Consider the following 23,931-nt stretch of genomic DNA (forward strand, 5'->3'; position numbering starts at 1 on the left):
GGATGCCGATGACAGTATGAGCCACATCATACTAACCGCGGTAAGCATTCAGGAAGTTGAGGAACCATGGATCTGTCGACAAGTGTCGAATCGGATGCCACTGATGTGCGACGGAGTTCAGGTCCGCTTGTCCGATCCCTCACAGCGACCCAGTCGTCACCGCTAGGGCGAGCGACGTTGGGCGACCAGCTACGCCGCCACTCGCAGAGTCGATACTCGAAGCCGGCGATCGTGTCGTATGCCCCAGGTGGTCGACGCACCGTGACCACCTACGGTGCGCTCAATCAGGATGCCAACCGGGCATCCCACATGTTCCTCGGACTCGGTGTTTCCCGCGGTGACCGGGTCGCCGTGATGGCCCGCAATCGCGTGGAGTCGATAGTCGCCTACTACGGTGCTCTCAAAATAGGGGCGGTGTACTCCGGCATCAATGTCCTTTTCGGACCGAACGAAGTGGCTCAACAGATCGGGCACCTCGAGCCCGCGGTTGTGGTCGTGGCCGCGGAATTCCTGCCGGTACTGGAAGAAGTGCTGGCGGGACTCGGTACCCGCCCCGAAATCATTGTTCTCGACAGCACGGACGAGTTCGGCGGCCACTGCTTCGATCAACTCCTCGAGTCCTCGTCGCCGACAGAGCCGGATTGCGATGTCGACGAGCACGATCTCGCAATGATCGTGTACACCAGTGGAACCGAGGCGGCTCCGAAGGGCGTCATGCTGCCGCATCGCAACTACCTGGTCTCCACCGCACCTGCGTACACATGGGGACTGCGATGCCTGGACGATGACGTCTGGCTCTACGTCATGCCATTCCACACTATTGCCGGAATCGGCTCCCTGACCTCGCTCCTGCTATTGGGAGCGACGCTCGTGCTCCCGGCCAGCCTCGCGCCTGCCGACGCTTTGCACATGATCAAAGCGGAGCAGATCACCGTCCTGGCTCAAACCCCGACGTTCTTCATCTCGCTCGCAGATCATCCTGACTTCGGTCCTGAGACTGTCGGGACCATCCAGCGCTGCCTGACCTACGGAGGTCAGGTCTCGCCGCGAACGGTGGACGCATGGCACCACGCGGCGCCCGCATCGGTGTGGGGCACCTACTGGGGTCAGTCCGAGTTGACGCAGTTGGGCTCCGTCGGCTGGTTCAAGCGACTCGAGGACATTCCCGATCAGGATCCGACCTGGATCGGCAAGCCTGTAGGCCATCTTGAGGTCAAGGTGGTCGATGCCGACGGAAATGAAGCAGAGCGAGGTGAACTCCTCTGTCGCACGCCGTCGGTGATGCTGGGTTACTACAAGGATCCCGAGAAGACCGCCGCTGTCCTCGACGGTGGTTGGGTCCACACCGGCGACATCGTACGTCGCGATTCGGAGGGCAACATGTTCTTCCTCGATCGCAGCAAGGACATGATCAAGACGGGCGGCTACAACGTGTCCTCGCAGGAGGTCGAGCGCGTACTACAAGCCCACCCCGAGGTGTCGCGCGCCGCCGTCGTGGGACTTCCGGACGAATACTGGTCCGAGGCGGTCACAGGCTTCGTCATCGTCATAGACGGCAGCGACCTCACCGGCCAGGAGTTGCGAGACCACTGCAAGACCGTGCTCGCAGGCTATAAGGTTCCTAAGGCGATCAAGATTGTGGATGAGCTGCCCACGGACCCTCAGGGGAAGCTGCTCAAGAGAGAACTACGCCGCCTGTATGCAAAGGACTGAAACGCTGAACATCGATCCTGCCAGCAGCGCGACACCCGGATCCGGTCGACCACGGCTTGAAGGGCTTCCAAGCAGACGTGACGACATACTGGCCGCGGCGGCCGAATACTTCGCTGATCAGGGCTACCACTCGGCAGGCATGCGTGGCATCGCAGATTCGGTGGGAATCAAGGGCGCGAGCCTCTACAACCACTTCACCTCGAAAGAGGAGATCCTCTACGCGATCGCGCTCAAGATGACTCGGGACCCGGTCGAGGAGCATCTACTTGTCCTCGACGAGACTGGAACTCCGGTCGAGCGACTCACCTCGCTGATCGATGTTCATCTGCGGTATTTGGCGATGAACAGGGTCGAGCATCTGGTAAGCCTACGAGAGATCTCGGCGCTTACCGACGAACACCGTATGAGGGTGCTCGAGTACCGCAAGTACTACCAGAGGCGTGTGCGCGATGTGATTGCTGCCGGGGTCCGCGCCGGAGAGTTCGAGATCGCCGACCCACAGCGTGCGGCTGTTGCGGTGCTCGACCTCATGAACGGCGTGAGCTGGTGGCTTCGAGACGACCACGATATCGAGGCGCTGGTGGCAACCTACGTGGATTACATCGTCGTCGGAATTCTCCGTCACCGTCCCGGAACGCAGAGTGGTAACGGCGGTACGCCCAGCTGACGGTTACGCCCGTTCAGCCCGAAAACAAGTGATCCCCCTCCACCCGACGTGGAGGGGGATCACTTGTTTTCGAGCTCGATCAGAGTGCCCGCCGCAACAAAGAAACCAAAGCATCCGGATTCGCGATGGGGTTCGGGTTGGTCCCGCACCAGATGTCCTTGAACGTGTACGTAGCCAGACTGGGGAGGTCGTTTTCGGTCAGCCCGACTTCTCCCAGCGATCTCGGCATGCCGAGCCGCCGGATGAGCGAGTCCGCCAACTCGTGTGCGGGCGTTTGCGGCGCACCCAAGGACGCACTGATCAGCGCCTGGCGATGCTCGTTGACTTCGCGGTTGTACTCGAGCGCGAAGGGCGCCATGACGCAGGAGGTGTACCCGTGTGGGACGTTGAACGAACCGCCGAGTGCATGCCCGACGGCATGGCTGACGCCCATGTCGAGGCCTGCGACGATCGCGACCATTGACGACCACGCACCGACCTGGCACATCAGCCGCGCATCCACGTCGTCGGTGTTCTCCTTCACTCGGACGAGTCCTTCGGAGAGCAGTCGTATGGCATTCATCGCCATCCCGTCGTAGTACCCGTTCGATTCGAGTGAGCCCAGGGTCTCGAAGGCGTGGTCCAGTGCGCGAACCCCGGTCGACAGCCACAGCCACTCCGGAGTGTGCAGCGTGAGTGCAGGATCGAGGATGACAGCCTTCGGGGTCATCGCCGGATGCAAGTAACCCTCTTTGACGTTGCTCGTCTCATCCGTCGACCCGGCCAACGCGTTGAACTCACCTCCCGCCAGGGTCGTGGGCGCCACCACTACCGGGATCTTCGGGGCGGAGAAGGTGGGGGCGGTCACCGATGTGTCGGGATTGACCTGCAGGTGGTAGGCGTCCATTTGCGATGCCTCGCGAACTCCGTGCTCCAGAGTGATTGCAAGGATCTTCGCCAGGTCCGTCGCCGATCCGCCGCCCACGCACAACAGCATGTCCGGAACGGCGTCGGCAGCAACTCGGGTGGCAGCAATGACGTCTTCGCGCGGTACATGAGGTCGAACCGCATCGAACAGTCCCACGAATCGATCACCCAATGCCTCGATCACCCGAGCGATCTCGTCGGTCTGCGAGTTGAGCGTCCCGCTACATACGACGAAGACTCGGTTCGCCCCGAGCAACTCTGCTTCCTGGGCCGCGGCCTCCGCGACCGGAGCGCCAATGCGGACTCTCTCCATGGACGGCAGAGAGACAAGTGATGACTGCACGGCAATACCATCTTTCTTTCTTGATCCTCAATCCACCACGACGTCGTCAAGAGCGCTCAGCTCTCGCTCGGTCTGTTCAGGAGTGGGATAGAGCGTGGATCCGGCGCTGGGAAATGTCTCGCACCCCGTCGCAGGCTAACGACGGTTACCCTATAGGAAATTTGTGGCGCACGCCACAATCGATTGTGTGCTTGGCTGGCGAAACCACGGGGCGAGGTGAGTTCATGGACGACATTGCAGGCTTGATCTGCATCTATCTAAAAATCATCGCGGCTTAGATGAAAGAGCGCCGTTGCATCTCCAGCGCCAGACAAGGATCGGTTACGGTGGATTCGATCCGCAAATTATCGAACTACCTAACCGTTGGTTGTCTGTTTCTGGAACCAATTGCGTGATGGCGCGAGGGTTGAGTACTGGGATGATGTAGCCATCACTGACACTCTGGTGACGGACGCCGAATCCAGTGCGGCACCCTTCCCGACACTCAGGTGCATGGTGTCGACGGCGCGGCATGCATCGACTTCGCCGTGGAGAAACGCCTCGAACTCGCCTTGGTCGGAACAGCGGCACTGAGGTGAACAATTATCGCGAGGCGTGCCGCGGGCCGATCCCGCTGCAAAGAGACTTTGCATATCGGGGACGAAGGTTCTTCTTCCGAGATTCACTCCGCCGAAGCTGACCATTGCAGTCGGTCCGGCAAAGTTAGTCGAGACCCTCGGCTTCTGCTGGGGCTTCGAGACTGGGCATACCCACGGTAAATCCGCTGCTGTCGTACGACGCGAACTGTTTTTCGACTGGATGGACCGTCAGCTCGAGGACATGATTTCGGGGTTCGATTACCTGCGTATCGAAAGGAGGTGCTGCGTTATCTGCGTGAGCAAGGGGCCCCGAAGAGCAGATCACGATGATGTTGCGTCACTTCGGTTCTAAGAGCGCGGTGTCACATCGGCAACCGCCTTTTCTGCTTGCCGCGCCACCCTCGCCGGAGGCCCTGGTCGTGTCACTCGCCCTCGATCAATGGATCTTCCAGTTCGAGAAGCGCGACCTCGTCCGGATGCAAGTTTTCGTTCGGATCCACGGACCGGGTCAACCGATCGTTCGGACCCAATTCGTCTGGCGCCTGGATGATTTGAAGACCTCGAGCCAAGATCTCGACTCGTCCACGGTTCTCGTTGCTCGTGAGATCTGCTGCGAAAGCAGCAGCTACGGCGTCGCGTGCCAGAGCCTCCGCCAGGTCCCAATCATGGATGTAATCCTCGACCGAAAGGTTCGCTTCTCGCCGGCTCAGCGCGGCCGAAGTGCATCCTTGAAAGTAGAGAGCGACCAACTCCTGAGCACCGTCCCATTCCGCCTCCAGGCCGAGGGCTACCGTGTTCTCCCGCAACGCGGATCGAAGGTCGAGCGCGTCAGCTGCTCTCATCGGGGGTGACGCGCGCACCTTGCTCACGTACTCCTCGAACCCGATCGCGGCGACAGTCCCGACGACATCGATTACTGCGGGCCAATTCGGCCCCAGATGGCTGCCGAGGTCGACGTCCGTGATGGTTGTCGACTCGATGTGTCGGACAAGCGAATCGAGCGAACGATCTGCGTCGTCGTAGAGTCCATCTCGTTGCGCCTGACGAAGCCACTCCGCTTCTGCGACTATCGCATCTCCGGGAATCGAACCGGCGTTCTCGAAAGCTTCATCAATGGATAGCTCAGTACCGACAGCGACTTGGGGCCCCCAAGCCGCTCCGTTGACTCGCAAGAGCTCCGCAGCAGTCTGTACCACGTTCGTCAAACGAACCGACGCGTCAGAAGAGCGACGCAACGCAGCCACATCGGGCCTCGACGGGATGGGTTCACACGCTGGATTGTGCCGTCCACGTTCCGCTTTCGTGATGGTCTCTTCGACGTTCGCAGAGGATGGGCGTGCAGCGAAGATCTTCGATACACCGATAGCACCAGCAGTAGCCACAGCGATGATCAATCCCGCTGCAACGAATTTCACCCTCCGGGTCGGTACCGCATGCATGCTCTTGATTCCCCTTCGGTGTGCCCCGGACGATGCGAGCGAAACATCGGATTCTATCGCGAACGCTATCGGGCTCGTGGGACTCCAGTATTCGGTCAAGCGCAAGATTGTTGCGGGGATCCTAGCGCCATAGGGACTAGGTGCCTTGAAAGGGTTGTGAGACGACTTCGACGATCGCACAGTCGGGACGGGCGCGCCGGGCTCTCGTCCTTGCTGTATGCAGTCGAAGCCAAGAAATGTCGGTGGACGTAATGGGGGAGCTGCTGCGGGCCGACGGTGATGTTTTGGTAGCCCCATGGCCACAACGTCGAGTAGATCGTGTTCGGTGCCGATCGAAATCCTTGCGGTCGTCACTCTGATGACCCCAAGCAATTCGGAGTACACCTCCTTTCCTCGTCCTGACGTCAATGATCGTCCGGATGCACCCGAAACGATCGAACGGCGATGACAAGCCGCGAGGCGATCGCGAAGAGCTCACCGTCACCGCACGACGCATCGAGGACGAGGTGTAGGCGGCATGCGGGTCGGCGAGCGTGACGGCAGGGGCATTCGCGAAGAACTGGCCGACGGTAGCGCCCAGTGGGTTCGGACAGCGTCAAGCGCTGACAGGGTCCAGGAGATCGGCAAGCCGACCCGCAATCAGTGCTTCGGCCTCTGTGACAATTCGTTCCACCAATTCACCCACTGTGGGGATGTCGTGAATCAATCCTTGCACAGTGCCAGCCGTCCAGATGCCAGCCTCCTGGTCGCCGCTGTCGAACACCGCTCGGCCCCGCGCACCGGCCACAAGATGTCGAACGTCTTCGAATTTGCCACCACTGGAGAGAATTTCGACAACTTCTTCGCTGATGCTGTTGCGTGCTACCCGTGCGGTATTGCGTAGTGACCTGAAAATCAGTTCCGTGTCGACCTCCGAGGCAGCGACTATCGCCTCTTTGATGTTGCGGTGAATCGGAGACTCCTCGGTGCACATGAACCGGGTACCCATGTTGATGCCGTCGGCGCCGAGCGCCAGGGCGGCCACCAATCCTCGCGCGTCGGCAAATCCACCGGACGCGATCATGGGAATGCTGATCCGCTCTGCTGCTGCAGCGATGAGGACGAGACCCGGTACGTCGTCTTCCCCTGGATGCCCGGCACATTCGAACCCGTCGATGCTGATGCCGTCGACACCGAGGGCCTGGGCTTTGACCGCGTGGCGGACGCTGGTGCACTTGTGGAGAACCTTGATGCCTGCGCCGTGAAAGTGCGGCAGATGGGGCGCGGGAGACGATCCGGCTGTCTCGACGACTTTCACTCCGCAGTCGATGATCACGTTGCGATACTCATCGTAGGGCGGGGGCGTGATCGTGGGGAGGATTGTGAGATTGACTCCGAACGGTTGGTCGGTGAGCTCGCGCGTTCGGGATATTTCTCGGGCAAGATCGTCAGGTGTCGGCTGTGTCAGGGCAGTGAGCATGCCGAGCGCGCCGGCGTTTGCAACTGCCGCTACGAGTTCTGCTCTCCCCACCCATTGCATGCCGCCCTGCACGATTGGGTGGCGAACTCCGAACGTCTCGGTAAATGCGGTGGTCAGCACTGGACATCTCCTCGATGGTGCATGGCTATCTGTTTGTCAGTTACGTTGGTGCAAAGTCAATTTCGACCCGAACGGCGCATTCAGCGCGTCGATGTTGTCCACTCGTTCAAGGCCGGAACCTGTGAAAGTTCAGTTCGTGCCATCGGAGGTTCGGCGCGATAGGGCATGGCAGGCGTCAAATACTGTTCGCCATGTTCGTTGGTGCCGGGGATGAAGGTACGGTTCGCGATCACATCGTCGGCGCAAATTACCTGGTCGTAGTCACGCACAACTGCGGCAACCACTCCGGCCGCAGTGAGATGCTCTACTGCCTCAGCGGCGCTGCGATGGCAAAGCTGCTTCTCGATCGTGGCGACGAGGTCTGCACGGTTTTCCACGCGCAGCGCGTTGGTGGTGAACCGCGGGTCGTCGGCCAACTCCGGCAGGTCGATTGCCTTGCACAGTTCAATCCAGGCTTGCGGTTGGTATCCGCTGATCACCAGCTCGCCGTCGACGGCACGAAAGACGTCTGCCGCCGGTGCGACGCTCGGTTGTCCGTTCCCTTTGCGACTCATGGGCTTTCCGGATACCTGCCACTCGATCCAGTTGGCGGTCTGCAAGTGGATTGCGACGTCCAGCAGGGAGACTCGGACGGACGATCCTTTGCCGGTGCGCTCACGTCGAAGTAGCGCTGCCAGTACCGCTTGAGCGACAACGTAGCTCGTTGCATGATCTATGACCGGTGCGCCCACACGTTGTGGCGGGCTATCCGCCTCACCCGTCACCGACATCAGTCCGCTCTCTGCTTGCGCAGCGATGTCGAGCCCCGCGCGGGTGGCGGACGGGCCTTCCGCCCCGTACCCGCTCACCGAGACGGCGATGATTTCCGGTCGCAGGCGTTGGAGTTCGGCAGAGGAGAATCCCAATCGATCGAGGGTTCCCGGGCGAAGATTGTGCAGCAAGATGTCGCTCGACGCGATCAGATCCCGAGCTCGCTGCAGATCGGCGGAGTCTTTGAGGTCGAGGCAGATTGAACGCTTTCCACGGTTGTACCCGTAGAAGATGCCGCGCGCGTAGTCGGCGTCGATTTGTCGGGCCGGTTCACCACCTGGAGGCTCGAGCTTGATGACCTCGGCGCCGAGATCGGACAACTGCTGCCCGGCGCTGGGTATTGCGATCAGTTGACCGATCTCCACTACTCGGACACCTGCCAACGGCAGGTCTACTTCGTCGGTCATCGAATGATCTCCACATGAGGCGAAGTGACATCCTCAGCGGGCTCCAGGCAGCGCGCCAACAAGATGCCTTCGGTGTGGTTGCAGGGGTTCAATCGATTTCTGTCACCTTCTACTCCCCCGATTCGGATTGTCACGGTTCCATCGTCATTGCGCTCGAAGTGCGCGTCGTTGAGATTGACGGTGTGGTCGCGGTACTCGAAGGACTCGAACCAGTGGTTGTACAGCATCACTCCGAAGTAGGTGCAGTCCGGGAGAGTGAATGTAATATCGACGGCAGTAGCGTCTTTCAGTGACCACCAGCCGGCAATGTATTGGTTGGAGCTGGTGCCGTAGAAGTCTCCCCACCCTCGTTGCTCCGAGGTCACGCGAATCTCGTTGGGAGACTGACTGAGTGTTTCGATGAGCTGAAGACTGCGTCGAAGGCTCACGTCCATGCCACGAGCAAGTTTCGTGAGGCGCTGGGCCAGCCACGCCGTGTCGAGATCGGGGCGTGCACCAGGCGGCGGACCGAGGCGCTCGATGTGGAGAACGGGATCGATCTCCGCGTTACGCGTCTTGTGATACACACGCACTACAACGTCGAAGCAGCGCTCATCCAGCCGAATGCCGCTGCGCCCCTCCAGCTCTTGTGCGACGAAGATCTCGAAGTTGCCGTCCGCGTCACACACCTTGTCGTCGATGACGATGTTGTCGGCGACCCTGTCGGTCCCAGACGCGCCCACACGATTGGCGAGGACGGCGACGTAGGGCACTGTGCCACGGTTACCGTGAATGCGATATGTCTCGTTGGGGTCGATCATCGCAGTCCAGTAGTCGACGTCGATGCCGTCTCCCCAGAACTTTCGCATCGGTGACATCAGGGTGAAGAGTTCAGGCCGGAGCACGTCTTGGCGCTCGATGTTCATCTCGGCGAGGTATCCGAACAGGCGAAGTGCGTGCCGTACACCTTCGGCGCTGTCCAGCGGCGATCCGGTAGCGGCAGCGGTCGAACCGAATGTCGCAAGGCTGTCGGTGACTGCAGACCAAGCCTCGGTGAGCTGCCGGCGATCGTGCTGGGACTCGGATTGTGTTGACTGGTCAGCGAGTTGTGTCATCGTTTCTTCTCTCTCGTGGTAGACGAACTGGATTGTGTATGGGAGGCGTTGGTCAGCAGAGGGGTCGAAAGGGACGTCTGCGTCGGACTTGCCCGAGGTCTGGTTGTTCACCCATCTGACGTTCTGGGTCCATCGGTCGGCTGAAATCTCGACCGGCCAGAGGGTCTTCTGCGAAGCCCACACCTGGTTGGCTTTGTCAGCAGGAACATTCATTCGCTCGGTGAGAAGTTGAGCTCCTGCTTGCTCGTTCGCGGGATCGGCTATCCACCCTGCTGCGGCCTCGAGCGCCGCACACACGGGGGCAGCAGCATCGGATTCAGCGAATGTGGCTGTCGTGACGAGCACCGTGCCCAGGCCGTATGAACTCACGCCGTCAGAGCCCACCGGGTCTACTTCTGTAATCGCCGTCATCGGTATTCCTTGAGCGTCGAATACGGCCTGGCTGGCAGCGGTGAGAACGGCGGCATCTATGTCGCCCTTTCGTGCGAGTGGTATCTGACTCGCGGTAGGTGCCGCTGCGATGAATTGCACCGTGGAGGCGTCGATGTGTCGTTCTGCGAGAAGCTGATTGACGAATTGCTCGGCCGCGCCGCCACGTGACGGTATGGCGATCCGCTTGCCGGGCAAATCCTCGATGGTGGTGATGCCGCTGTCTTTCGTCACGGCGATCGCAAGATCGATCGACCCGTACGGGGACAGTGGCCGCAGACTCTGCCCTTGCTCTATGGCCGGCACGACGGTTCCGGGTGCACCGACCGCGAGATCGGTTGTACCGCCGATGAGACCGCTGATGAGTTCGGGCCCGTTCTTTCCGTCGATGAGCTCGACGTGGAGGCCTTCCTTGTCGAACATTCCTTGTTGGACGGCGACGTAGACAGGTAGGGACAAAGCACTCGCAGGGTAGACCCCGATGGCGACGCTACCGTCGTTCGGACGCCCTCCCCCTCCACACGCGGAAAGCAGTAGGGACGCTGCAATGACTGTGCCGACAAAAGGTCGAAGTTTCATGGGATTCCTGTTCCTTGATGGCTGGGCGCATCAGAAATCAATCTGAGTTGGCTGGGCACATCAGTGGTCGAGCTGACCACGCAGCCGGTTGAAGATTTCGATGTATCGAGGTTCGGCGGTGAGGGTTTCGAGTTCGCGGGGGCGTTCGATGTCAATGCTGACGTCGTCGATCACCCGGCCGGCCCCGAGCAGCAGAACGCGGTCGGACAGACAGATGGCTTCGCCGAGGTCGTGGGTTACGAAGATGACCGTCCGGCCGACCTCGGACTGCCAAAGCTCGAGGAATTCTCGCTGTACTTCGACTCGGGTTTGCGCATCGAGGGCGGCAAAGGGTTCGTCCATCAACAAGATGTCCGGATCCAGTGCCCACGTTCGGGCCAACGCGACACGCTGGCGCATCCCTTGGGAGAGTTGCCAAGTCCACAGCCGTGACGCCTCGGACATTTGAACGGCCGCAAGCCAGCGCGCGGATTGAGTTCGTCTCTCCGCCTTGGGTACTCCCCTCAATTCGAGACCGTATTCGACGTTCTTCTGCGCTGTTCGCCACGGGAACAGCGCATCTCGGGCCATCATGAAGCCCATCCGGGAACGGGCGTCGAATGGCGCTGTGCCGAGGACCTCGGTCTTCCCTTCTGTTGCGTCTACCAATCCAGCGAGCGCGTTGAGCAGAGTGGTCTTTCCGCAACCGCTCCTGCCGACCAAGCTCACGAACTGTCCGCGAGGGATGGTGAGGTCGAGATTGTCGACCACAGTTTTCGTCGACCCGTCGGGTGAGGGGAAGGATATCGTCAGTCCGTCGAGTTGTACGGCGGGTGTAATCACGTTGGTATCCATGATGATTCCTGTCATCGTCGAGCCGGCGGCTGCCACCGAAGGAGGTAGCGCTCGGCGAAGTTCATGACCTGGTTGAGGACGACTGCGACGATTGCGAGAAGTATGAGGATCGCGTAGACCGCTTCCATCCGGAACTGGGCCGAGTAGATCGACACAAGCTGGCCCAGCCCGTCCCGTGACGAGATCAGTTCCGAACCGACAACGCCAAGTAGCGAATAGATCAGCCCCAACCGAAGACCGGCAAAAATGCCAGGTGTTGCGACGGGGAGGAGGATGTGCCAGAACACCTGTGTCTTACTGGCATTCAGGACAGTGGATAGTCGGAGCCATTCGTCGTCCACTGACTTCACACCGGCTCGTGCACTCGAGCAGACGATGAAGAAGACGAGTGTGAACGCGAGAGCGACCTTCGCCGTCATCGTGATCCCGAAGATGACGATAAGCAGAGGCGCCAGCGCAAGACGTGGCATGGCATTCGCCGCATCCAGGAACGGACTCATGATGCGTTCGAGGGTCGGAAGCAGTCCGAGAGAGAGTCCGACCGCCACCCCGACTGCGCTAGCGAGGATCCACGCGATCACGACGGCAGTCATCGTGGCACGCAAGTTCGACGAAATCTCGCCCGACTGCACCGCTGCGGTGAAGTAGGCCCAGGCCTCGCCTGGCGTTTTGGCCAGAACTGGCTCGATCCAACCTTGCGATGCGACGAGCTGCCACGCTCCGAGTAGGACCAGAAGCAGCGCGACCTGGGCCAGTCGTACCCCGATGGTGAGTCGCGTACCGGATCGACGCTGTCGAGCGGGCTTCGGCTCAGAGCGTGCCCGCCTCGCAGAACGGGGTGACGTAGCACCGGATGGCGAACTTGCGGTGATGGTTTCGGTCATTTCGGCGCCTCCTCCGTGGTGCTCGCAGGCGGCGATAGGTGCTCGACAAAAGCAGACGGGTGCCTCTGGTCGAAGCTCCCCGGGTTGTTGCTCACTGCGTTCATATGTGAAGCAGATCACGGGATTCTTCTTCCCGTCTACGCTACATTCGAGAGGTATGCCATAGGGTTTCCCTATGCCTGACGGGCGCAAAATCGGGCGCGCGCGAGGACTGCCACGAGAAGGGAACCCCGAATGGACCGGCGTCATCTGGAATACTTTCTCGCCCTTGCTGATCGGGGCAGCATTTCCGCTGCGGCTCGCGGACTGGGGGTCAGCCAGCCGACAATCTCGGAGGCTCTCGCCAGAATGGAGAAAGAGTGCGGCCTGACGCTCGTCCGCCGTGGCTCGCGGGGAGTCACCCTGACCGACGCTGGACGCGATCTCACAGGTCCGGCGGCCCAAGTACTTCGGGCATACCGGGATTTGGATCACGCTTTGCATCCATTGAACGTCGTGCAGCGGGGTCGGCTGACGGTCGTGTGTCCGCGAACACTGGCGCGTGATCCAGCGGCCACGGCCCTGGGTGCGTTCAAAAGCAAATTTCCGAACGTTGCGGTGACGATGCTCAGCAATGACACCGACGGAATCGGAACGGTGGTCGCCTCGGGTCAGGCTGATATCGGCCTCGGGGTGGACGAGGTGTTCGACGAGGGCGTTGAACGTATCCTTCTCGGCCGGCAACAAATCGTTGCGCTGGTGCCGGCCGCACGAAGTGAAGGCGAGGGGGCAGCGGCGTTGACGGATCTGTTGCGAATCGGATTGATCACCAGCCCGCGTGACGATGTCACTCGGCGACTGTTGGCGGAACGCCTGGGCGAAGGCACTGTGGACGAGGCGGTGGTTGCGGAGACTATCTCTGTGGCTTCGATGATCCCACTTGTACGCGCGGGAGTCGGCGTCGCTTTCCTTCCCGAATCTGTCGCCGATACAGTCGGAGAAGGTGTGGTGCTGTGTCGTACTCGGCCCCCTCTCACTCGTGATATCTGGATGTTCCACGGTTCGACGCCATCGCCTGCGGCACAAGCGTTTATCGAGACGACCAGCCGATTACGTGACGAAGGTGGAATGGGGAACGCCGGATGAGCAAGTTCGGAGAGTCCGCCACCCCGCGAATCGATCCGCGGCAGCTACAAGACTTCCTTGCCGTCGTCGAACACGGCAGTATCACGGCGGCAGCGGCAAATCAGTTCACGGGAACATCGAGCGTCTCTCAATCAATTGCGCGGCTCGAAAGACGCGTCGGAGGACGGCTTTTCAATCGAGGCCGGACCGGCGCGACGCTGACTGCGCGCGGACGGAATCTCATCGATCCAGCACGCGAAGCGCTGGCCGCGCTCGACCGATTAGTGGTCGAGCGCGAGTTCTTACTGTCAGCAGTCCCCCACCTCAGTGTTGCCACGACAGCGAGCCTTGCGGACGATCCCGCAGCGGTACTGCTCGGAGCGCTGCGCACGGAGGTGCCGAACCTGAGGATCACCATCTCGGATCCGCCTGGGTCGTCCGTGGCCGATGCGATTCACCCGGTCATGGCAGGCACCGCTGACGTGGCAATAATGGAGTCGCTGCCCACCGGTGTTCCCGGGACGCGCACGGTGCGCCTTCCGGACCACAAGTTGCGGCTCGTCTGCCCGCCCGGTACCCCGCCACCGGTGGACGGGGTATTCATCGGCGAAGATCTCATGCGCATCGGCTTGGTTGTCGCACCACGGTTCGAAACTTCCGATGTCTATCGCCATCTGCGGTCGATCGAACCGCGAATCGACCACGCATTCGTGATGAGGTCACAGCACCGCGATGCCTTCGCGGATTTCGCGTACGAAGGGATCGGTGCTGTCATCCTCGAACTCTCCAGTGCCGAGCGAGCATCCGAACGCGGGTGCACTGTGGGCGAGATATTCGAACTGCCCCCACGGAAGATCGCAGCCGTGGCAAGGGACGGCCAGAACACGCAGATCGTCGAACATTTCCTACGGCTGTGTGCCGAGCAATCCGCGCGGAAGCCGTAGGCCGAGGCGATCTCGACCTTGCGCTCTGGGTATTCGCGTCGCCCGGGCATCCACCGAGAACGATGATTTTGTCCACAGACACAACACTTCTGGGATAGTCCGTTTCCTGAAACAAAGCCGACGGGTTGCCTTCCCGTGAATATGTAATACACGTCACTCCGGATCAACTTCGAAAGGTTGACTTTCATGCGAAAGTCTCTGAAACATTTCGTGAATGCTGCAGCGGCGGTTGCGTTGTGCGCGACGCTAGGACTCACGGGCGCAACCGGAACAGCGGCTGCCGATGCGCCCGGCATCCCGAGCGTCGGGCACGATTGGGCGAGTGCAGGGCCGTACACGCCGAACGTCTCGATCGGGCTGGTGCACACTCTGTACTACCCGCGCCAGCTCGGCGCGCGCGGCGAGAAGCACCCTGTTGTGATCTGGGGGAACGGGACCGGTGTGCTCCCCGGTGCGTACACCTCTTTGCTGCGCCACTACGCCAGCCACGGATTCATCGTGGTCGCCGCCAATACCCCGGCAAGCAATTTCGCCATCACCATGCGGTCGGGAATCGACCTCATCGCGGACAAAGCGGCCAGCCCGTCGAGCGTCTTCTTCGGCAAAGTCGACCTGGAACATATTGGTGCGGTGGGGCACTCGCAGGGCGGGTCTGCGGCGATCAACGCGGCGATCGACGACCGCGTCGACACCGCCGTCGCGATCCAACCAGGCCCGCTCAATGATGTCGATCTCATCGACGAGCCCGTTCTCTATCTGGCCGGCCAGGCCGACGCAATCGTTTGGCCGGCGATCGTGCGGGCGATGTACGAGGACGCAGACCACGTGCCTGCCGAGTATCTGGAACTGCGCGGCGCCACGCACTTCGGTACGGCGATCAACGGCGGCGATATGCGCGGGCCGAGCACGGCGTGGCTGCGGTACTGGCTACTCGACGATCCGAACGCTCGCACCGAGTTCTTCGGAGCGAGCTGTGGATACTGCACTGACACCCAGCAGTTCTCCGACTTCGACCGCAACGATCTGGCCCGGCAGATCCCGGGCTGACGGTAAGTCGGGAGTCGAAGACGATCGACCTGTCTGTTCAGATCGGCGGAGTTGCGAAGCTCAAATGACGACGTAGCCGTACATTCGTTCGCCCTGAGCCACAGCTCTGGTCGCTAGTTCGACGAAGGCGGTCAGGAACGGCACTGAGTCCTCCGACGGTTCACTGGTCTCGTCGATCGCCCAGGCGGCCGCAGCGGCCGCGACGCCTTCTGCGTTCAATTCCGCTAGTGCATCACGCAATTCGTCGGTAACCGTGAGCACGAGGGTGTCGCCGTCGTCGCTCATCGCGACGAGTTTCCCGCAGCGTGGACCTTTTGCAACTTCGTCGTAGGGGCGAGCGGTGAGGGCTGCTTCCAGTCGGCCGAGCGCGACAACTGGATCGACGCCTTTCGCCTGCAGAACTGGAGTCCCACTCGCAGCCAACTGGATCCGCGGGCGAGAAGCTGCGTTCGCCTCCATCACCTCTGGTTCCAAGTCGACGAGTCCCTCGAGGGCAGAGGTGGCATGCTCATCCGTGCGCGCGGTGAAGTAGTCGGTGATCGCAGACATGGCGCGATCATCTCACACACGATGCATCTCAATGCCCCGGACTCCTTCCGCGACTTACTGATCGACGTCAGGAGGGACAGGTGTGTGCTTCCTCGATCGCTTTCGCGAAAGCGCGAAGTCGTGGGCTTTCGAGATCGGTACGCCACACGAGACCCAAAGCAGATTCGGGTAATCCGTTGATCGGTACGAATGTGATGTCCGAGCGCTGGCTGTATGCAGCGGTTGCAGCGCAGAGGATGAGGCCGACCTGACTGAATGCGACCTGCGACAGGCCTTCCTGAACGGTGCTCGCCCCACCCTGCGTGGTAATCGTGGCTCCGCCCGGCGTCGTGCTCGGGGAATTCACACGCTGCCAATAGTCGGGGGCGGGGCCGGTGATGGGTACGAGACAGATCTGCGCCAACTGCTCGGCGTCGATCACGCCCAGTTCGCTGAACGGGTGATGGACTGAGACGGCGAGGGTCTGGGGCTGTCGAGAAAAGACGAGCCCGGTTGTCAGTTCCGGCTCATCTACGGGGAGAAGGGCCACTGCCGCATCGATTCGCCCGGCGAGTACATCACTGAACGGATCACCCAGGGGTAACTCTTTGATGGTCACGCATGTTTGCGGATGTTGTATCTCGAAACGAGAGACAGCAGCCGCAATCGAATCGTAAATTGCTCCTTGGAAACCCACCCGAAACGGCGTCGGCGTGTTGCGTGCTCTCGATTGAGCGTCCTCGATTACTCCGACGAGCGCCCGATGGGCGGGAGCCAACGACGCAAGAAATTCGGCGCCGAACTCAGTCAGGTGAACGCGGCGACTGGTCCGCGCTACCAGGCTGGTGCCGATACGACGCTCCAACGCGCTGATCAGCTGACTCACTCGGCTCTGGGAGATGAACAGCCGCTCGCCGGTGCGACCGAAGTGCAGTTCTTCAGCGAGAACGAGGAAGCACTCGATCTCACGCATCGGGGGCTCCGACATATTCACTCCGACCCTGGACTCATTCGACCACTCCATCATGGCTCATCGATGAATTGAGCTAATGGTTGGATGAGCGATTCGCCGTTGATCCATCGGCGTGCAGGAGCTTCTCTGGTTACATGCCCCACTCCGCATCTGTACAGAACAGCCCTGCGTCCACGTCCTCAACCCACGCACACACCATTGAGAACCACTGGGCTGCGGTCGCGCTGATCGCAGCGTCCACCTTCATCGTTGTCGCGGCAGAGATGATGCCGGTCGGGCTACTCACCCCGATCGGTGCTGACCTGGTGGAAAGCGAAGGGACCATCGGGCTCTCACTGGCCATTACCGGATTGGTGGCAGCGGCCACTGCCCCGTTTGTGCCCATCGTGACCCGGCGCTTCGATCGTCGGTCGACGCTCATCGTCTTGATGCTGTTAGTCGCAGCGGCGAACGCCCTCACGGCCCTTGCTCCGAGCTTCGTTGTCCTCGCTGTGGCTCGCGTCCTTCTAGGCGTGAGCATGGGTGGAGTCTGGGCGCTCGCCGCAAGCCTGGCTCCCAGGTTGGTGGAGACCAGATCCGTCGGGTTGGCGACCACGATCATCTTCAGCGGAATCGCGGTCGCCTCAGTTCTCGGTGTCCCCGCGGGGACGTATATCGGAGCAGCGGCCGGGTGGAGCGTGGCATTCTGGACTCTCAGCTGCGCGGCGACGCTGATCGCGATCGCCATGATCGCTGTCCTACCCACGATGCCAGCTGATCGGGCCTTGTCGCTCGGGAGTCTCGTGGCGGCCTTTCGGAACCCAGGAGTCCGGGTCGGATTCGCGATTACCGCGCTCATCGTCACCGCTCATTTCGCGGCGTACACCTATGTGCGTCCGGGGCTGGAGTTCTTCGCAGGGTTGAGCCCTGCACAGATCGGCACGATGCTCTTGATCTACGGGGTTCTGGGCGTCGTCGGCAACTTCATCGCCGGGCCATCCGCTGCAAAGTCCCCGAAGGCTGTGGTCGTCATCCTCAGTGCGGGAGTAGCGGTCACACTCGCCCTGTTTCCGATCTCGGCTACCACCTTGATCGCAGCTGCTCTGCTCATGGCGGCTTGGGGCCTCTTCTACGGTGGTGTATCGGTGAGTACTCAAACATGGATCGCACAAGCCGCTCCCGTTCACCGCGAGGCCGCTTCTGCTCTGTGGGTTGCAGTCTTCAATGCAAGCATCGCGCTCGGTGCGTTCGCGGGCGGACGCATTCACGACCACTCCGGTTCCGAAACGGTCTTCTGGACAGCCGCGGGAATTGCCACTCTCGCAATGCTGCTCGCGACATTCCGCAGTCCCGTCGTGGCAGAGCGCGAACTGACAAACTAGTCGCCCACACAAACCTCTATAGAGGCAGGACCACAGATATGCACCAGACACCCGTTTCGGCATTCATGGATGTGGCCGAGATGCTCGAACGCTACCGGGACAAATCGCTTTCTCCGGTGGACGTGCTCGAGTCCACCATCGAACGTATCGAGGCGCTCAACCCAACCTTGAACGCATTGGGACACACTTTCTTCGATACCGCACGAGCACAAGCGAAGTCAGCGGAACGCCACTACGCCCGCGGCTCGGATGTCAGCCTTCCGCTCGCCGGCGTTCCCGTTGTGGTGAAAGAGGATGAACCGGTGCAAGGACAACCTTGGACTCAAGGGTCCAAGGTCTATGAGGATGTGATCGCCACTCACACTTCCACTTTCGTGCAGAGAATCATCGACGCCGGTGCCATCGTCCACGCGCGATCGACGGCGCCCGAATTCTCCTCGGCCGCGTTCACACAGTCCGAGTTGTGGGGCGTCACTCGCAATCCGTGGAACCCGAAATACTCCTCCGGTGGGTCTTCCGGTGGATCGGCAGTCGCACTTGCCACCGGTATGACGCACTTGGCTACCGGTTCCGATGTTGCAGGATCGATCCGAACTCCGTCGTCGTTCAACGGAATTGTCGGGTTCAAGCCACCGCATGGCCGTGTCCCCGTTGATCCGCCCTTCAATCTCGATCACTACTGCCACTGCGGTCCGATGGCTCGCACCGTAAGTGATTGCCTCACAATGCAGTCGGTCATCGCGGGACCGACCTCCACTGACATTGCCTCGCATGTACCGGCATCGCCGCTGTCCGGCCTCGCAACGCATTCGTTGACAGGAATGCGTATCGCCGTGATCCCCGCGTTGGGTGACTGGCCGGTTGATCCGGACGTTGCCGCCAACACCGCCAAGTTGGTGGACACCCTCACTGCGCTGGGCGCACGCGCGGCGATCATCGAAGTCGACCTGTCCCGCACTGCCGTCATGCGCGCGGCCGCCATTCACTACGACCACGTGTTCGGTGCTTCGATCTCTGCCGAAGCGTCCGCGCACCCCGACAAGGTCACGGAGTACGCGAAGGAATTCGCGCGATGGGCACGTCGCACTCGTGGTGATGCGACTTTCCTCGACGGGCTCGCGATCGAAGCCGAACTGTATTCATCGATCGGATCCCTGTTCGATACCTATGACGCGTTGATCACTCCGGCAGTGGCGACGGAGGGCTTTCTTGCCGGCGACGACTACGTCGAACGCGGAATCAATGTGGCTGGAACAGAATTGGAGTTCTACCTCGAGGCTGTACCGGCCATCACCTTCAACATCCTGAGTAGCTGCCCGGTGCTGACAATCCCCACAGGTTTCGCTCGGAACGGAATCCCCACGGGCACACAGATAGTTACGCGACCGTACGACGACCAGACGGCCTTTGCGATTGGGCTCGCCCTCGAGAAGGTCCTGCCGTATCCCGGCAATCACCCGGACTGCCATGCGGCCCCGCAGGTATTGTTCGGCGTTTGAAGCTAGCTCTGGTGGAGGGTTGACCAGAATGTAGTTAGGTGCCATATTAGTTGCATGGCAGTGGACGGAACCGATCACGACTCACCCACTTTGGATCAGGCGCGGCGGCAGTTGGAGCATTACGGCCTCGGGTCCGATCCGCAGGCGGTGCTGGTTGCGGTGCGGCTGATCTCGGCGGGCGCGCGACTCGGTCGAGCGACTGAGGTTCACTTCGCGAGGTATGGGCTGTCGACCGGCCGTTACCGACTGCTTGCGGATCTGGAAGACCACGACGGGGAGAAATCTCCCTCACGTCTGGCCGCTGATCTCGGCGTCTCGCGGGCCACGGTCACCGGCCTGGTCGATGGGCTCGAGCAGGAGGGTTTGGTCGCTCGACGTCCGTCCGCGGAGGACGGGCGTGGTGCGGTGGTCGTCCTGACTGCTCGTGGCGCTCAGCGGTTACGTGACATGGCGCCCGAGCACTTTGCTCGTCTCGAGGAAATGGTCGACGAGCTCACTGTCGACGAGCGAGCGGTCTTTCTGGATCTGCTCTCGCGGGTCGTTCGCGGTATCGGTGCGCTGACTGCGGAGTAGTCGGCTGGGATTCCAAGTATTCGCGTAGCGATTCGAATCGTCGTCAATTCTCGACAGAGACTTCTCTTTTCATACCCAAATAGTTAGTCACCTAATTATAATCGGAAAGTTGGTCTCCTTCATGTCCGGACTCACCCCACCGATCCGTCGCGAAAACGAAAGGGAGATAACCGATTCCAATCGACTCGACCCGGTTGCCGATCGTCGCGGCGCACGAACTTTCATCCTGTGGAGAGAGGTGCTGGTCGCCTACCTTGCCCCTGCGCTGATGGCGGGTGCGGGCGGAGTCGCATCCGGCCAATCAGGCCTCACGATGGCGGCATTTACGTCCATCGCGGGCACGTCGGCAGTGGTGGCGTTGCTGATCGGCTCCTGGCTGCAGCGTCGCGGGAGGTCACGGCCATGGACCACGGCCCTGCCTCGCATCATGGTGGCGGCAATTCTTGCCGTCGGAGCCGCTGTGATTGCTGGTCTCGTCGGGTGGTTCGCCTCCCGTTGGCTACCAGCTCACACGAGCGTGGTCGACACTGCTTGGCTTGCTCGCCTGCAACTCGATCTACCGATATCTGCCGCTGTCGCTGCCGTCATCGTCAGCTGGCGATGGCGCCGTCAGAATCCCTGACAGACAACACATGTCAACGATCCCCGGCTTCCCGGGGAAGACCGAAAGGAACACGATGATCGTCATCATGGGAGCGTCCGGAACCACAGGCGGCGCGTTGCTACACAGTCTCGCATCCTCGGGTGTGCCGAGCCGAGCGCTGTCCCGCGACCCGGACAGGCTGCGCGCCCACCTCGGCGACTTGGCCGACGGTTTGGTCGAAGTAGTGCCGGCCGATGCCGCAGACTCAACTTCGCTGCGCACGGCTTTCGAAGGGGCCGAACAACTTTTCCTCGCCATGGCCAACGGCCTCGAACAGGTCGAGCTCGAAACGCGTGTGATAGACATAGCCGCCGAGAGCGGCGTCGAACACATCGTCAAGATCTCCGACCCCGCCGCCGCGGCCGACTCCCCCATCGCTCTCTCCCGCGGCCACCACGCCGTCGGCGAACACCTGCGTGCATCCGGGATCCGCCACACTCTGCTCCGCCCTTATGCGTTCATGCAGAATCTGTTGCTCCTGGCTCCGGCGGTGGCTGCGCAAGGGGTGATTCTGGGCGCGATGCGGGACGCGCCGTGCAACTGGATCGACTGCCGAGATATCGGTGACGTCGCCGCGGCCGTGCTCACACGCGCCGACCTCGCCGGCGGTACCTATGTCCTGACGGGCAGCGAGGCAGTCGGCTACGGCGGCATCGCCGATTCTCTGACCCGCATGCTCGATCGCCCCGTCCAATATATCGACCTGCCACCGCACGAACTTCGGCAAAACCTCGTCGATCATGCCCACATGCCTCCGTGGCTGGCCGAGCACATTCTGGAGATCCAGCAACTTGCCGTCTCGCGCCCGGAGTCACCCACCGACACGGTGGCACGTGTCCTGGGGCGTGAGCCACGAAGCCTGGATGCGTTCCTGCGTGAGCATCTGGACCGTTTCCGCTGATACACGCTGCGAGAGCAGTGCCGCCAGAAGTCACGCGGTTGATCAACGAGCCCACCGAATCCTGATCGGACCTCGTACGGATTCCGGGTCGACGACTTCGCCGCCTTGGGTGATCTGCACTTCGCCGTGGGCCACCATGTGGCGGGCAGCCTCTCGGACGGGTTCCATCAGCGGACGCCAATTGTCGGGTGCTGCTGCGCGGGCCACGTCGGAGGGGCAGATGCTCGACTCGGCCGATCGGGCACTGAGTAGTTCGCGGATCTTCGCCGCCAGTTCTTTCTCTTCCACCGTGTGACCTCAGTTTCCGGTCGTGACCGTAGGCCTTCAACAGAGTATGAACCTTCGGTTCGGCGAGTTGTGGCGAAGGAATGGTGCACATCGATAATCATTGACGGCGTGGAGAATTCGAGTGCAACGCGCCGCGACGTAGTCCGAAAGTCGTATTCGGCCAGATCCCAGGAGTACACGGACCTCTTCGGCTCGATGGATTCGACGCACGTATCTGATCGGGCCCTGGTGACCAGCTGGGCTGCCACTTTGACCGGCCCCGTGCTCGACGCCGGGTGCGGGCCGGGGCAGTGGACAGACTTCCTGGCCCAGAGCGGGCTGGCTGTGAGCGGGATCGATCTAGTGCCCGAGTTCGTCGAACGAGCACGCAACCAATACCCGGATCTTTCCTTCGAGGTCGGGGGCTTCGAGGCGTTGGACGCGAAAACGAATTCACTGGGCGGCGTGCTGTCCTGGTACTCGCTCATTCACCATCACCCGCAAGATATCGAGGCACCGCTCGCTGAATTCGCGCGCGTGATCCGCCCAGGTGGTGGGTTGCTGGTGGGCTTCTTCGAAGGCACAACGGTAGAGCCTTTTGATCATGCCGCGACGACTGGTTATCGATGGCCGGTGACCGAACTTGCCGAGGTGCTGGTCACAGCGGGTTTCGACGTGATCGAGACCCATACCCGGACGGGGAGCGGCTACAGGCCGCACGGCGCAATCACTGCCAGCCGGCGCGGCGTCGAATAGCGGATCGAGACAGCGGATCGAGACAGGGCGAGCAATTCTCTTTCATTCATTTCGTGTGAGTGGTGTGCTGGATGAGTCACTTCCCGGCTTTTTCAGCACCGGATCATCCACAGTTGAAAGAAGGCGCCATGACCACGATCCATCTTCACAAGACGACCACTGCGACGCCCGAACAGGTCCTTGCCGGCCTGACCGACTTCGGCCCGGGCCGTGAGGAAATCTTCGGCCGCAGTGCGGACAGCTACCTGAAAGTGCACCAACAAGGACCCCACGATGCTGATGTCACCGAGGGCTCCAGTGGTATCTGGGAGCGTCTGCACTACGACTGGACCGACCCGCACCGCGTCGTGATGACAACCACCGACTCCAACCTGTGGGGCGGGGCGTCGAGCCATACCTACACGCTGACCCGGCAACCGACGGGTCTGACCGATGTCGATGCCGTCGTGGTCCGGGACGGCAAGAACCTCAAGGGAAAGCTCCTGGCGTCGGTACTCGGACTCGTCGGCACCCAAGTGCTGGGAAAGTCGTTCACGAAGTCCATCGATGCCATCGAAGCTCGCAACGGTGGCGCGAGCGGCGGCAACACACAGTGACAAGAACCTGACGGACTTGTCAGAGCGCTTCGAGGGCTTCCGTCATCTTCTTCACCGTCTCCGGTGCCACTTTGGCTTCGAATCCCGCCTTCAGGAGAGGCGACGCAATCTTGGCGGCACCGTTGAACTCGACGTTCGCGTGATATTCGATCTCGGTCGAGTTCGGACCCACCGAAGTCAAGGTGATGTCGTCGGTACTGGTGGCAGTCTTGTTCTTTCCTTCGAGAACAACGTGATTCAGCTCGTCGGTCACCAGCGTGTACGTCAGTTCCGTGGTGACGCCGAACAGCTTGGACACGTTGTGCCACTGGGTTCCGACGCCGACAGGACCGTCGGAGATCTGCGTGCAGCTCTCGGTGCCCGGATCCCACGTCGGCGCATTGGCGAAGTCGCGGAGAAACGCCGCAGCCTTTTCGATCGGTACCTCGGCGGTGAATTTGCGGGTGACGTCAACCATGCGGTGGGCCTTTCGGTTCA

Annotated in this window: 23 protein-coding genes; 12 read left to right on the forward strand and 11 right to left on the reverse strand. The window is 61.2% G+C overall.

Going from position 1 to position 23,931, the window contains the following annotated elements; translation table 11 throughout:
• Window positions 1-66: 66 nt before the first annotated feature.
• Together QRN54_RS03105 and QRN54_RS03110 are read left to right on the forward strand one after the other, a co-directional pair.
• Complete coding sequence (locus tag QRN54_RS03105; protein WP_252194665.1) at window positions 67-1,713, forward strand: class I adenylate-forming enzyme family protein; 1,647 nt, start codon at window positions 67-69, stop codon at window positions 1,711-1,713.
• Window positions 1,700-2,380 carry a TetR/AcrR family transcriptional regulator gene (locus QRN54_RS03110; protein ID WP_007735574.1) on the forward strand — a complete coding sequence of 227 codons (681 nt, stop codon included), beginning with the start codon at window positions 1,700-1,702 and terminating at the stop codon, window positions 2,378-2,380. The genes QRN54_RS03105 and QRN54_RS03110 overlap by 14 nt, the downstream gene beginning before the upstream one ends.
• 79 nt (window positions 2,381-2,459) lie before the next feature.
• On the opposite strand, the gene QRN54_RS03115 is transcribed toward QRN54_RS03110, so the two are convergent.
• The 7 genes from QRN54_RS03115 to QRN54_RS03145 form a co-directional block, all read right to left on the reverse strand.
• Entirely contained in the window at window positions 2,460-3,629 is a 1,170-nt protein-coding gene (locus QRN54_RS03115) for an iron-containing alcohol dehydrogenase (protein WP_285181558.1), read from the reverse strand.
• Between the two features lie 1,000 nt (window positions 3,630-4,629).
• Window positions 4,630-5,622, reverse strand: a complete 993-nt coding sequence (locus tag QRN54_RS03120) for a hypothetical protein (RefSeq protein WP_285181559.1) — start codon at window positions 5,620-5,622, stop codon at window positions 4,630-4,632.
• 619 nt (window positions 5,623-6,241) lie between these two features.
• Window positions 6,242-7,225 carry an NAD(P)H-dependent flavin oxidoreductase gene (locus tag QRN54_RS03125; RefSeq protein WP_285181560.1) on the reverse strand — a complete coding sequence of 328 codons (984 nt, stop codon included), beginning with the start codon at window positions 7,223-7,225 and terminating at the stop codon, window positions 6,242-6,244.
• Between the two features lie 80 nt (window positions 7,226-7,305).
• Complete coding sequence (locus QRN54_RS03130; RefSeq protein WP_125052400.1) at window positions 7,306-8,442, reverse strand: CaiB/BaiF CoA transferase family protein; 1,137 nt, start codon at window positions 8,440-8,442, stop codon at window positions 7,306-7,308.
• Window positions 8,439-10,544 carry an ABC transporter substrate-binding protein gene (locus QRN54_RS03135; protein ID WP_285181562.1) on the reverse strand — a complete coding sequence of 702 codons (2,106 nt, stop codon included), beginning with the start codon at window positions 10,542-10,544 and terminating at the stop codon, window positions 8,439-8,441. Before QRN54_RS03135 ends, QRN54_RS03130 begins: the two co-directional genes overlap by 4 nt.
• A gap of 60 nt (window positions 10,545-10,604) precedes the next feature.
• Window positions 10,605-11,378 carry an ABC transporter ATP-binding protein gene (locus QRN54_RS03140; protein ID WP_285181563.1) on the reverse strand — a complete coding sequence of 258 codons (774 nt, stop codon included), beginning with the start codon at window positions 11,376-11,378 and terminating at the stop codon, window positions 10,605-10,607.
• Window positions 11,379-11,389: 11 nt separating this feature from the next.
• The gene (locus tag QRN54_RS03145) at window positions 11,390-12,262 is read right to left on the reverse strand and encodes an ABC transporter permease (RefSeq protein WP_029256682.1); all 873 of its coding nucleotides are present in this window, start codon (window positions 12,260-12,262) and stop codon (window positions 11,390-11,392) included.
• Window positions 12,263-12,496: 234 nt separating this feature from the next.
• Here QRN54_RS03145 and QRN54_RS03150 point away from each other — a divergent pair, with 234 nt between their 5' ends.
• The 3 genes from QRN54_RS03150 to QRN54_RS03160 all read left to right on the forward strand — a co-directional run bounded on the left by QRN54_RS03150 (window position 12,497) and on the right by QRN54_RS03160 (window position 15,357).
• Entirely contained in the window at window positions 12,497-13,387 is an 891-nt protein-coding gene (locus QRN54_RS03150; protein WP_019746013.1) for a LysR family transcriptional regulator, read from the forward strand.
• Window positions 13,384-14,310, forward strand: coding sequence for a LysR family transcriptional regulator (locus tag QRN54_RS03155; RefSeq protein ID WP_050654935.1), 927 nt, complete (start codon window positions 13,384-13,386; stop codon window positions 14,308-14,310). The genes QRN54_RS03150 and QRN54_RS03155 overlap by 4 nt, the downstream gene beginning before the upstream one ends.
• Window positions 14,311-14,496: 186 nt before the next feature.
• Entirely contained in the window at window positions 14,497-15,357 is an 861-nt protein-coding gene (locus QRN54_RS03160) for an alpha/beta hydrolase family protein (protein ID WP_047272388.1), read from the forward strand.
• Between the two features lie 60 nt (window positions 15,358-15,417).
• Here QRN54_RS03160 and QRN54_RS03165 read toward each other — a convergent pair whose 3' ends face one another.
• On the reverse strand, window positions 15,418-15,906 hold the full coding sequence (locus QRN54_RS03165; RefSeq protein ID WP_030537159.1) for a hypothetical protein: 489 nt from the start codon (window positions 15,904-15,906) through the stop codon (window positions 15,418-15,420).
• 67 nt (window positions 15,907-15,973) lie between these two features.
• A complete protein-coding gene (locus tag QRN54_RS03170; protein ID WP_285181564.1) occupies window positions 15,974-16,858 on the reverse strand; it encodes a LysR family transcriptional regulator in 885 nt (294 codons plus the stop codon).
• Window positions 16,859-16,992: 134 nt separating this feature from the next.
• On the opposite strand from QRN54_RS03170, the gene QRN54_RS03175 reads away from it, so the two are divergent.
• From QRN54_RS03175 to QRN54_RS03195, 5 genes are all read left to right on the forward strand, one after another.
• Window positions 16,993-18,219 (forward strand): MFS transporter, encoded by a 1,227-nt coding sequence (locus QRN54_RS03175; protein WP_064689060.1) that lies wholly within the window; start codon window positions 16,993-16,995, stop codon window positions 18,217-18,219.
• 38 nt (window positions 18,220-18,257) lie between these two features.
• Window positions 18,258-19,718: an amidase gene (locus tag QRN54_RS03180; protein WP_285181565.1), complete on the forward strand. Its 1,461-nt coding sequence runs from the start codon at window positions 18,258-18,260 to the stop codon at window positions 19,716-19,718.
• A 54-nt stretch (window positions 19,719-19,772) separates the two neighbouring features.
• Window positions 19,773-20,291: a MarR family winged helix-turn-helix transcriptional regulator gene (locus QRN54_RS03185; protein WP_003943230.1), complete on the forward strand. Its 519-nt coding sequence runs from the start codon at window positions 19,773-19,775 to the stop codon at window positions 20,289-20,291.
• Between the two features lie 121 nt (window positions 20,292-20,412).
• On the forward strand, window positions 20,413-20,913 hold the full coding sequence (locus QRN54_RS03190) for a hypothetical protein (protein WP_285181566.1): 501 nt from the start codon (window positions 20,413-20,415) through the stop codon (window positions 20,911-20,913).
• A gap of 10 nt (window positions 20,914-20,923) precedes the next feature.
• On the forward strand, window positions 20,924-21,835 hold the full coding sequence (locus QRN54_RS03195; protein WP_285181567.1) for an NmrA family NAD(P)-binding protein: 912 nt from the start codon (window positions 20,924-20,926) through the stop codon (window positions 21,833-21,835).
• Window positions 21,836-21,877: 42 nt separating this feature from the next.
• Here the strand turns inward: QRN54_RS03195 and QRN54_RS03200 are convergent, their stop codons facing one another.
• Window positions 21,878-22,123 carry a DUF3253 domain-containing protein gene (locus tag QRN54_RS03200; protein ID WP_021346052.1) on the reverse strand — a complete coding sequence of 82 codons (246 nt, stop codon included), beginning with the start codon at window positions 22,121-22,123 and terminating at the stop codon, window positions 21,878-21,880.
• A gap of 108 nt (window positions 22,124-22,231) precedes the next feature.
• On the opposite strand from QRN54_RS03200, the gene QRN54_RS03205 reads away from it, so the two are divergent.
• Entirely contained in the window at window positions 22,232-22,858 is a 627-nt protein-coding gene (locus QRN54_RS03205) for a class I SAM-dependent methyltransferase (protein WP_007735599.1), read from the forward strand.
• A 128-nt stretch (window positions 22,859-22,986) separates the two neighbouring features.
• Complete coding sequence (locus QRN54_RS03210) at window positions 22,987-23,454, forward strand: hypothetical protein (protein WP_020971317.1); 468 nt, start codon at window positions 22,987-22,989, stop codon at window positions 23,452-23,454.
• A 19-nt stretch (window positions 23,455-23,473) separates the two neighbouring features.
• Here the strand turns inward: QRN54_RS03210 and QRN54_RS03215 are convergent, their stop codons facing one another.
• Window positions 23,474-23,911 carry an SRPBCC family protein gene (locus QRN54_RS03215; RefSeq protein WP_007735601.1) on the reverse strand — a complete coding sequence of 146 codons (438 nt, stop codon included), beginning with the start codon at window positions 23,909-23,911 and terminating at the stop codon, window positions 23,474-23,476.
• Between the last annotated feature and the right edge of the window lie 20 nt (window positions 23,912-23,931).

This window comes from Rhodococcus sp. MEB032 (assembly GCF_030208925.1).
In the GTDB taxonomy this organism is placed as follows: Bacteria; Actinomycetota; Actinomycetes; order Mycobacteriales; family Mycobacteriaceae; genus Rhodococcus_F; species Rhodococcus_F qingshengii.

Coding starts and splice junctions, on each gene's coding strand:
- QRN54_RS03165 (WP_030537159.1), bottom strand. CDS start 15,906: ATGTCTGCGATCACCGACTACTTCACCGCGCGCACGGATGAGCATGCC.
- QRN54_RS03195 (WP_285181567.1), top strand. CDS start 20,924: ATGTCAACGATCCCCGGCTTCCCGGGGAAGACCGAAAGGAACACGATG.
- QRN54_RS03180 (WP_285181565.1), top strand. CDS start 18,258: ATGCACCAGACACCCGTTTCGGCATTCATGGATGTGGCCGAGATGCTC.
- QRN54_RS03150 (WP_019746013.1), top strand. CDS start 12,497: ATGGACCGGCGTCATCTGGAATACTTTCTCGCCCTTGCTGATCGGGGC.
- QRN54_RS03160 (WP_047272388.1), top strand. CDS start 14,497: ATGCGAAAGTCTCTGAAACATTTCGTGAATGCTGCAGCGGCGGTTGCG.
- QRN54_RS03175 (WP_064689060.1), top strand. CDS start 16,993: ATGCCCCACTCCGCATCTGTACAGAACAGCCCTGCGTCCACGTCCTCA.
- QRN54_RS03170 (WP_285181564.1), bottom strand. CDS start 16,858: ATGCGTGAGATCGAGTGCTTCCTCGTTCTCGCTGAAGAACTGCACTTC.
- QRN54_RS03105 (WP_252194665.1), top strand. CDS start 67: ATGGATCTGTCGACAAGTGTCGAATCGGATGCCACTGATGTGCGACGG.
- QRN54_RS03140 (WP_285181563.1), bottom strand. CDS start 11,378: ATGGATACCAACGTGATTACACCCGCCGTACAACTCGACGGACTGACG.
- QRN54_RS03210 (WP_020971317.1), top strand. CDS start 22,987: ATGACCACGATCCATCTTCACAAGACGACCACTGCGACGCCCGAACAG.
- QRN54_RS03110 (WP_007735574.1), top strand. CDS start 1,700: ATGCAAAGGACTGAAACGCTGAACATCGATCCTGCCAGCAGCGCGACA.
- QRN54_RS03185 (WP_003943230.1), top strand. CDS start 19,773: ATGGCAGTGGACGGAACCGATCACGACTCACCCACTTTGGATCAGGCG.
- QRN54_RS03130 (WP_125052400.1), bottom strand. CDS start 8,442: ATGACCGACGAAGTAGACCTGCCGTTGGCAGGTGTCCGAGTAGTGGAG.
- QRN54_RS03190 (WP_285181566.1), top strand. CDS start 20,413: ATGTCCGGACTCACCCCACCGATCCGTCGCGAAAACGAAAGGGAGATA.
- QRN54_RS03145 (WP_029256682.1), bottom strand. CDS start 12,262: ATGACCGAAACCATCACCGCAAGTTCGCCATCCGGTGCTACGTCACCC.
- QRN54_RS03155 (WP_050654935.1), top strand. CDS start 13,384: ATGAGCAAGTTCGGAGAGTCCGCCACCCCGCGAATCGATCCGCGGCAG.
- QRN54_RS03215 (WP_007735601.1), bottom strand. CDS start 23,911: ATGGTTGACGTCACCCGCAAATTCACCGCCGAGGTACCGATCGAAAAG.
- QRN54_RS03135 (WP_285181562.1), bottom strand. CDS start 10,544: ATGAAACTTCGACCTTTTGTCGGCACAGTCATTGCAGCGTCCCTACTG.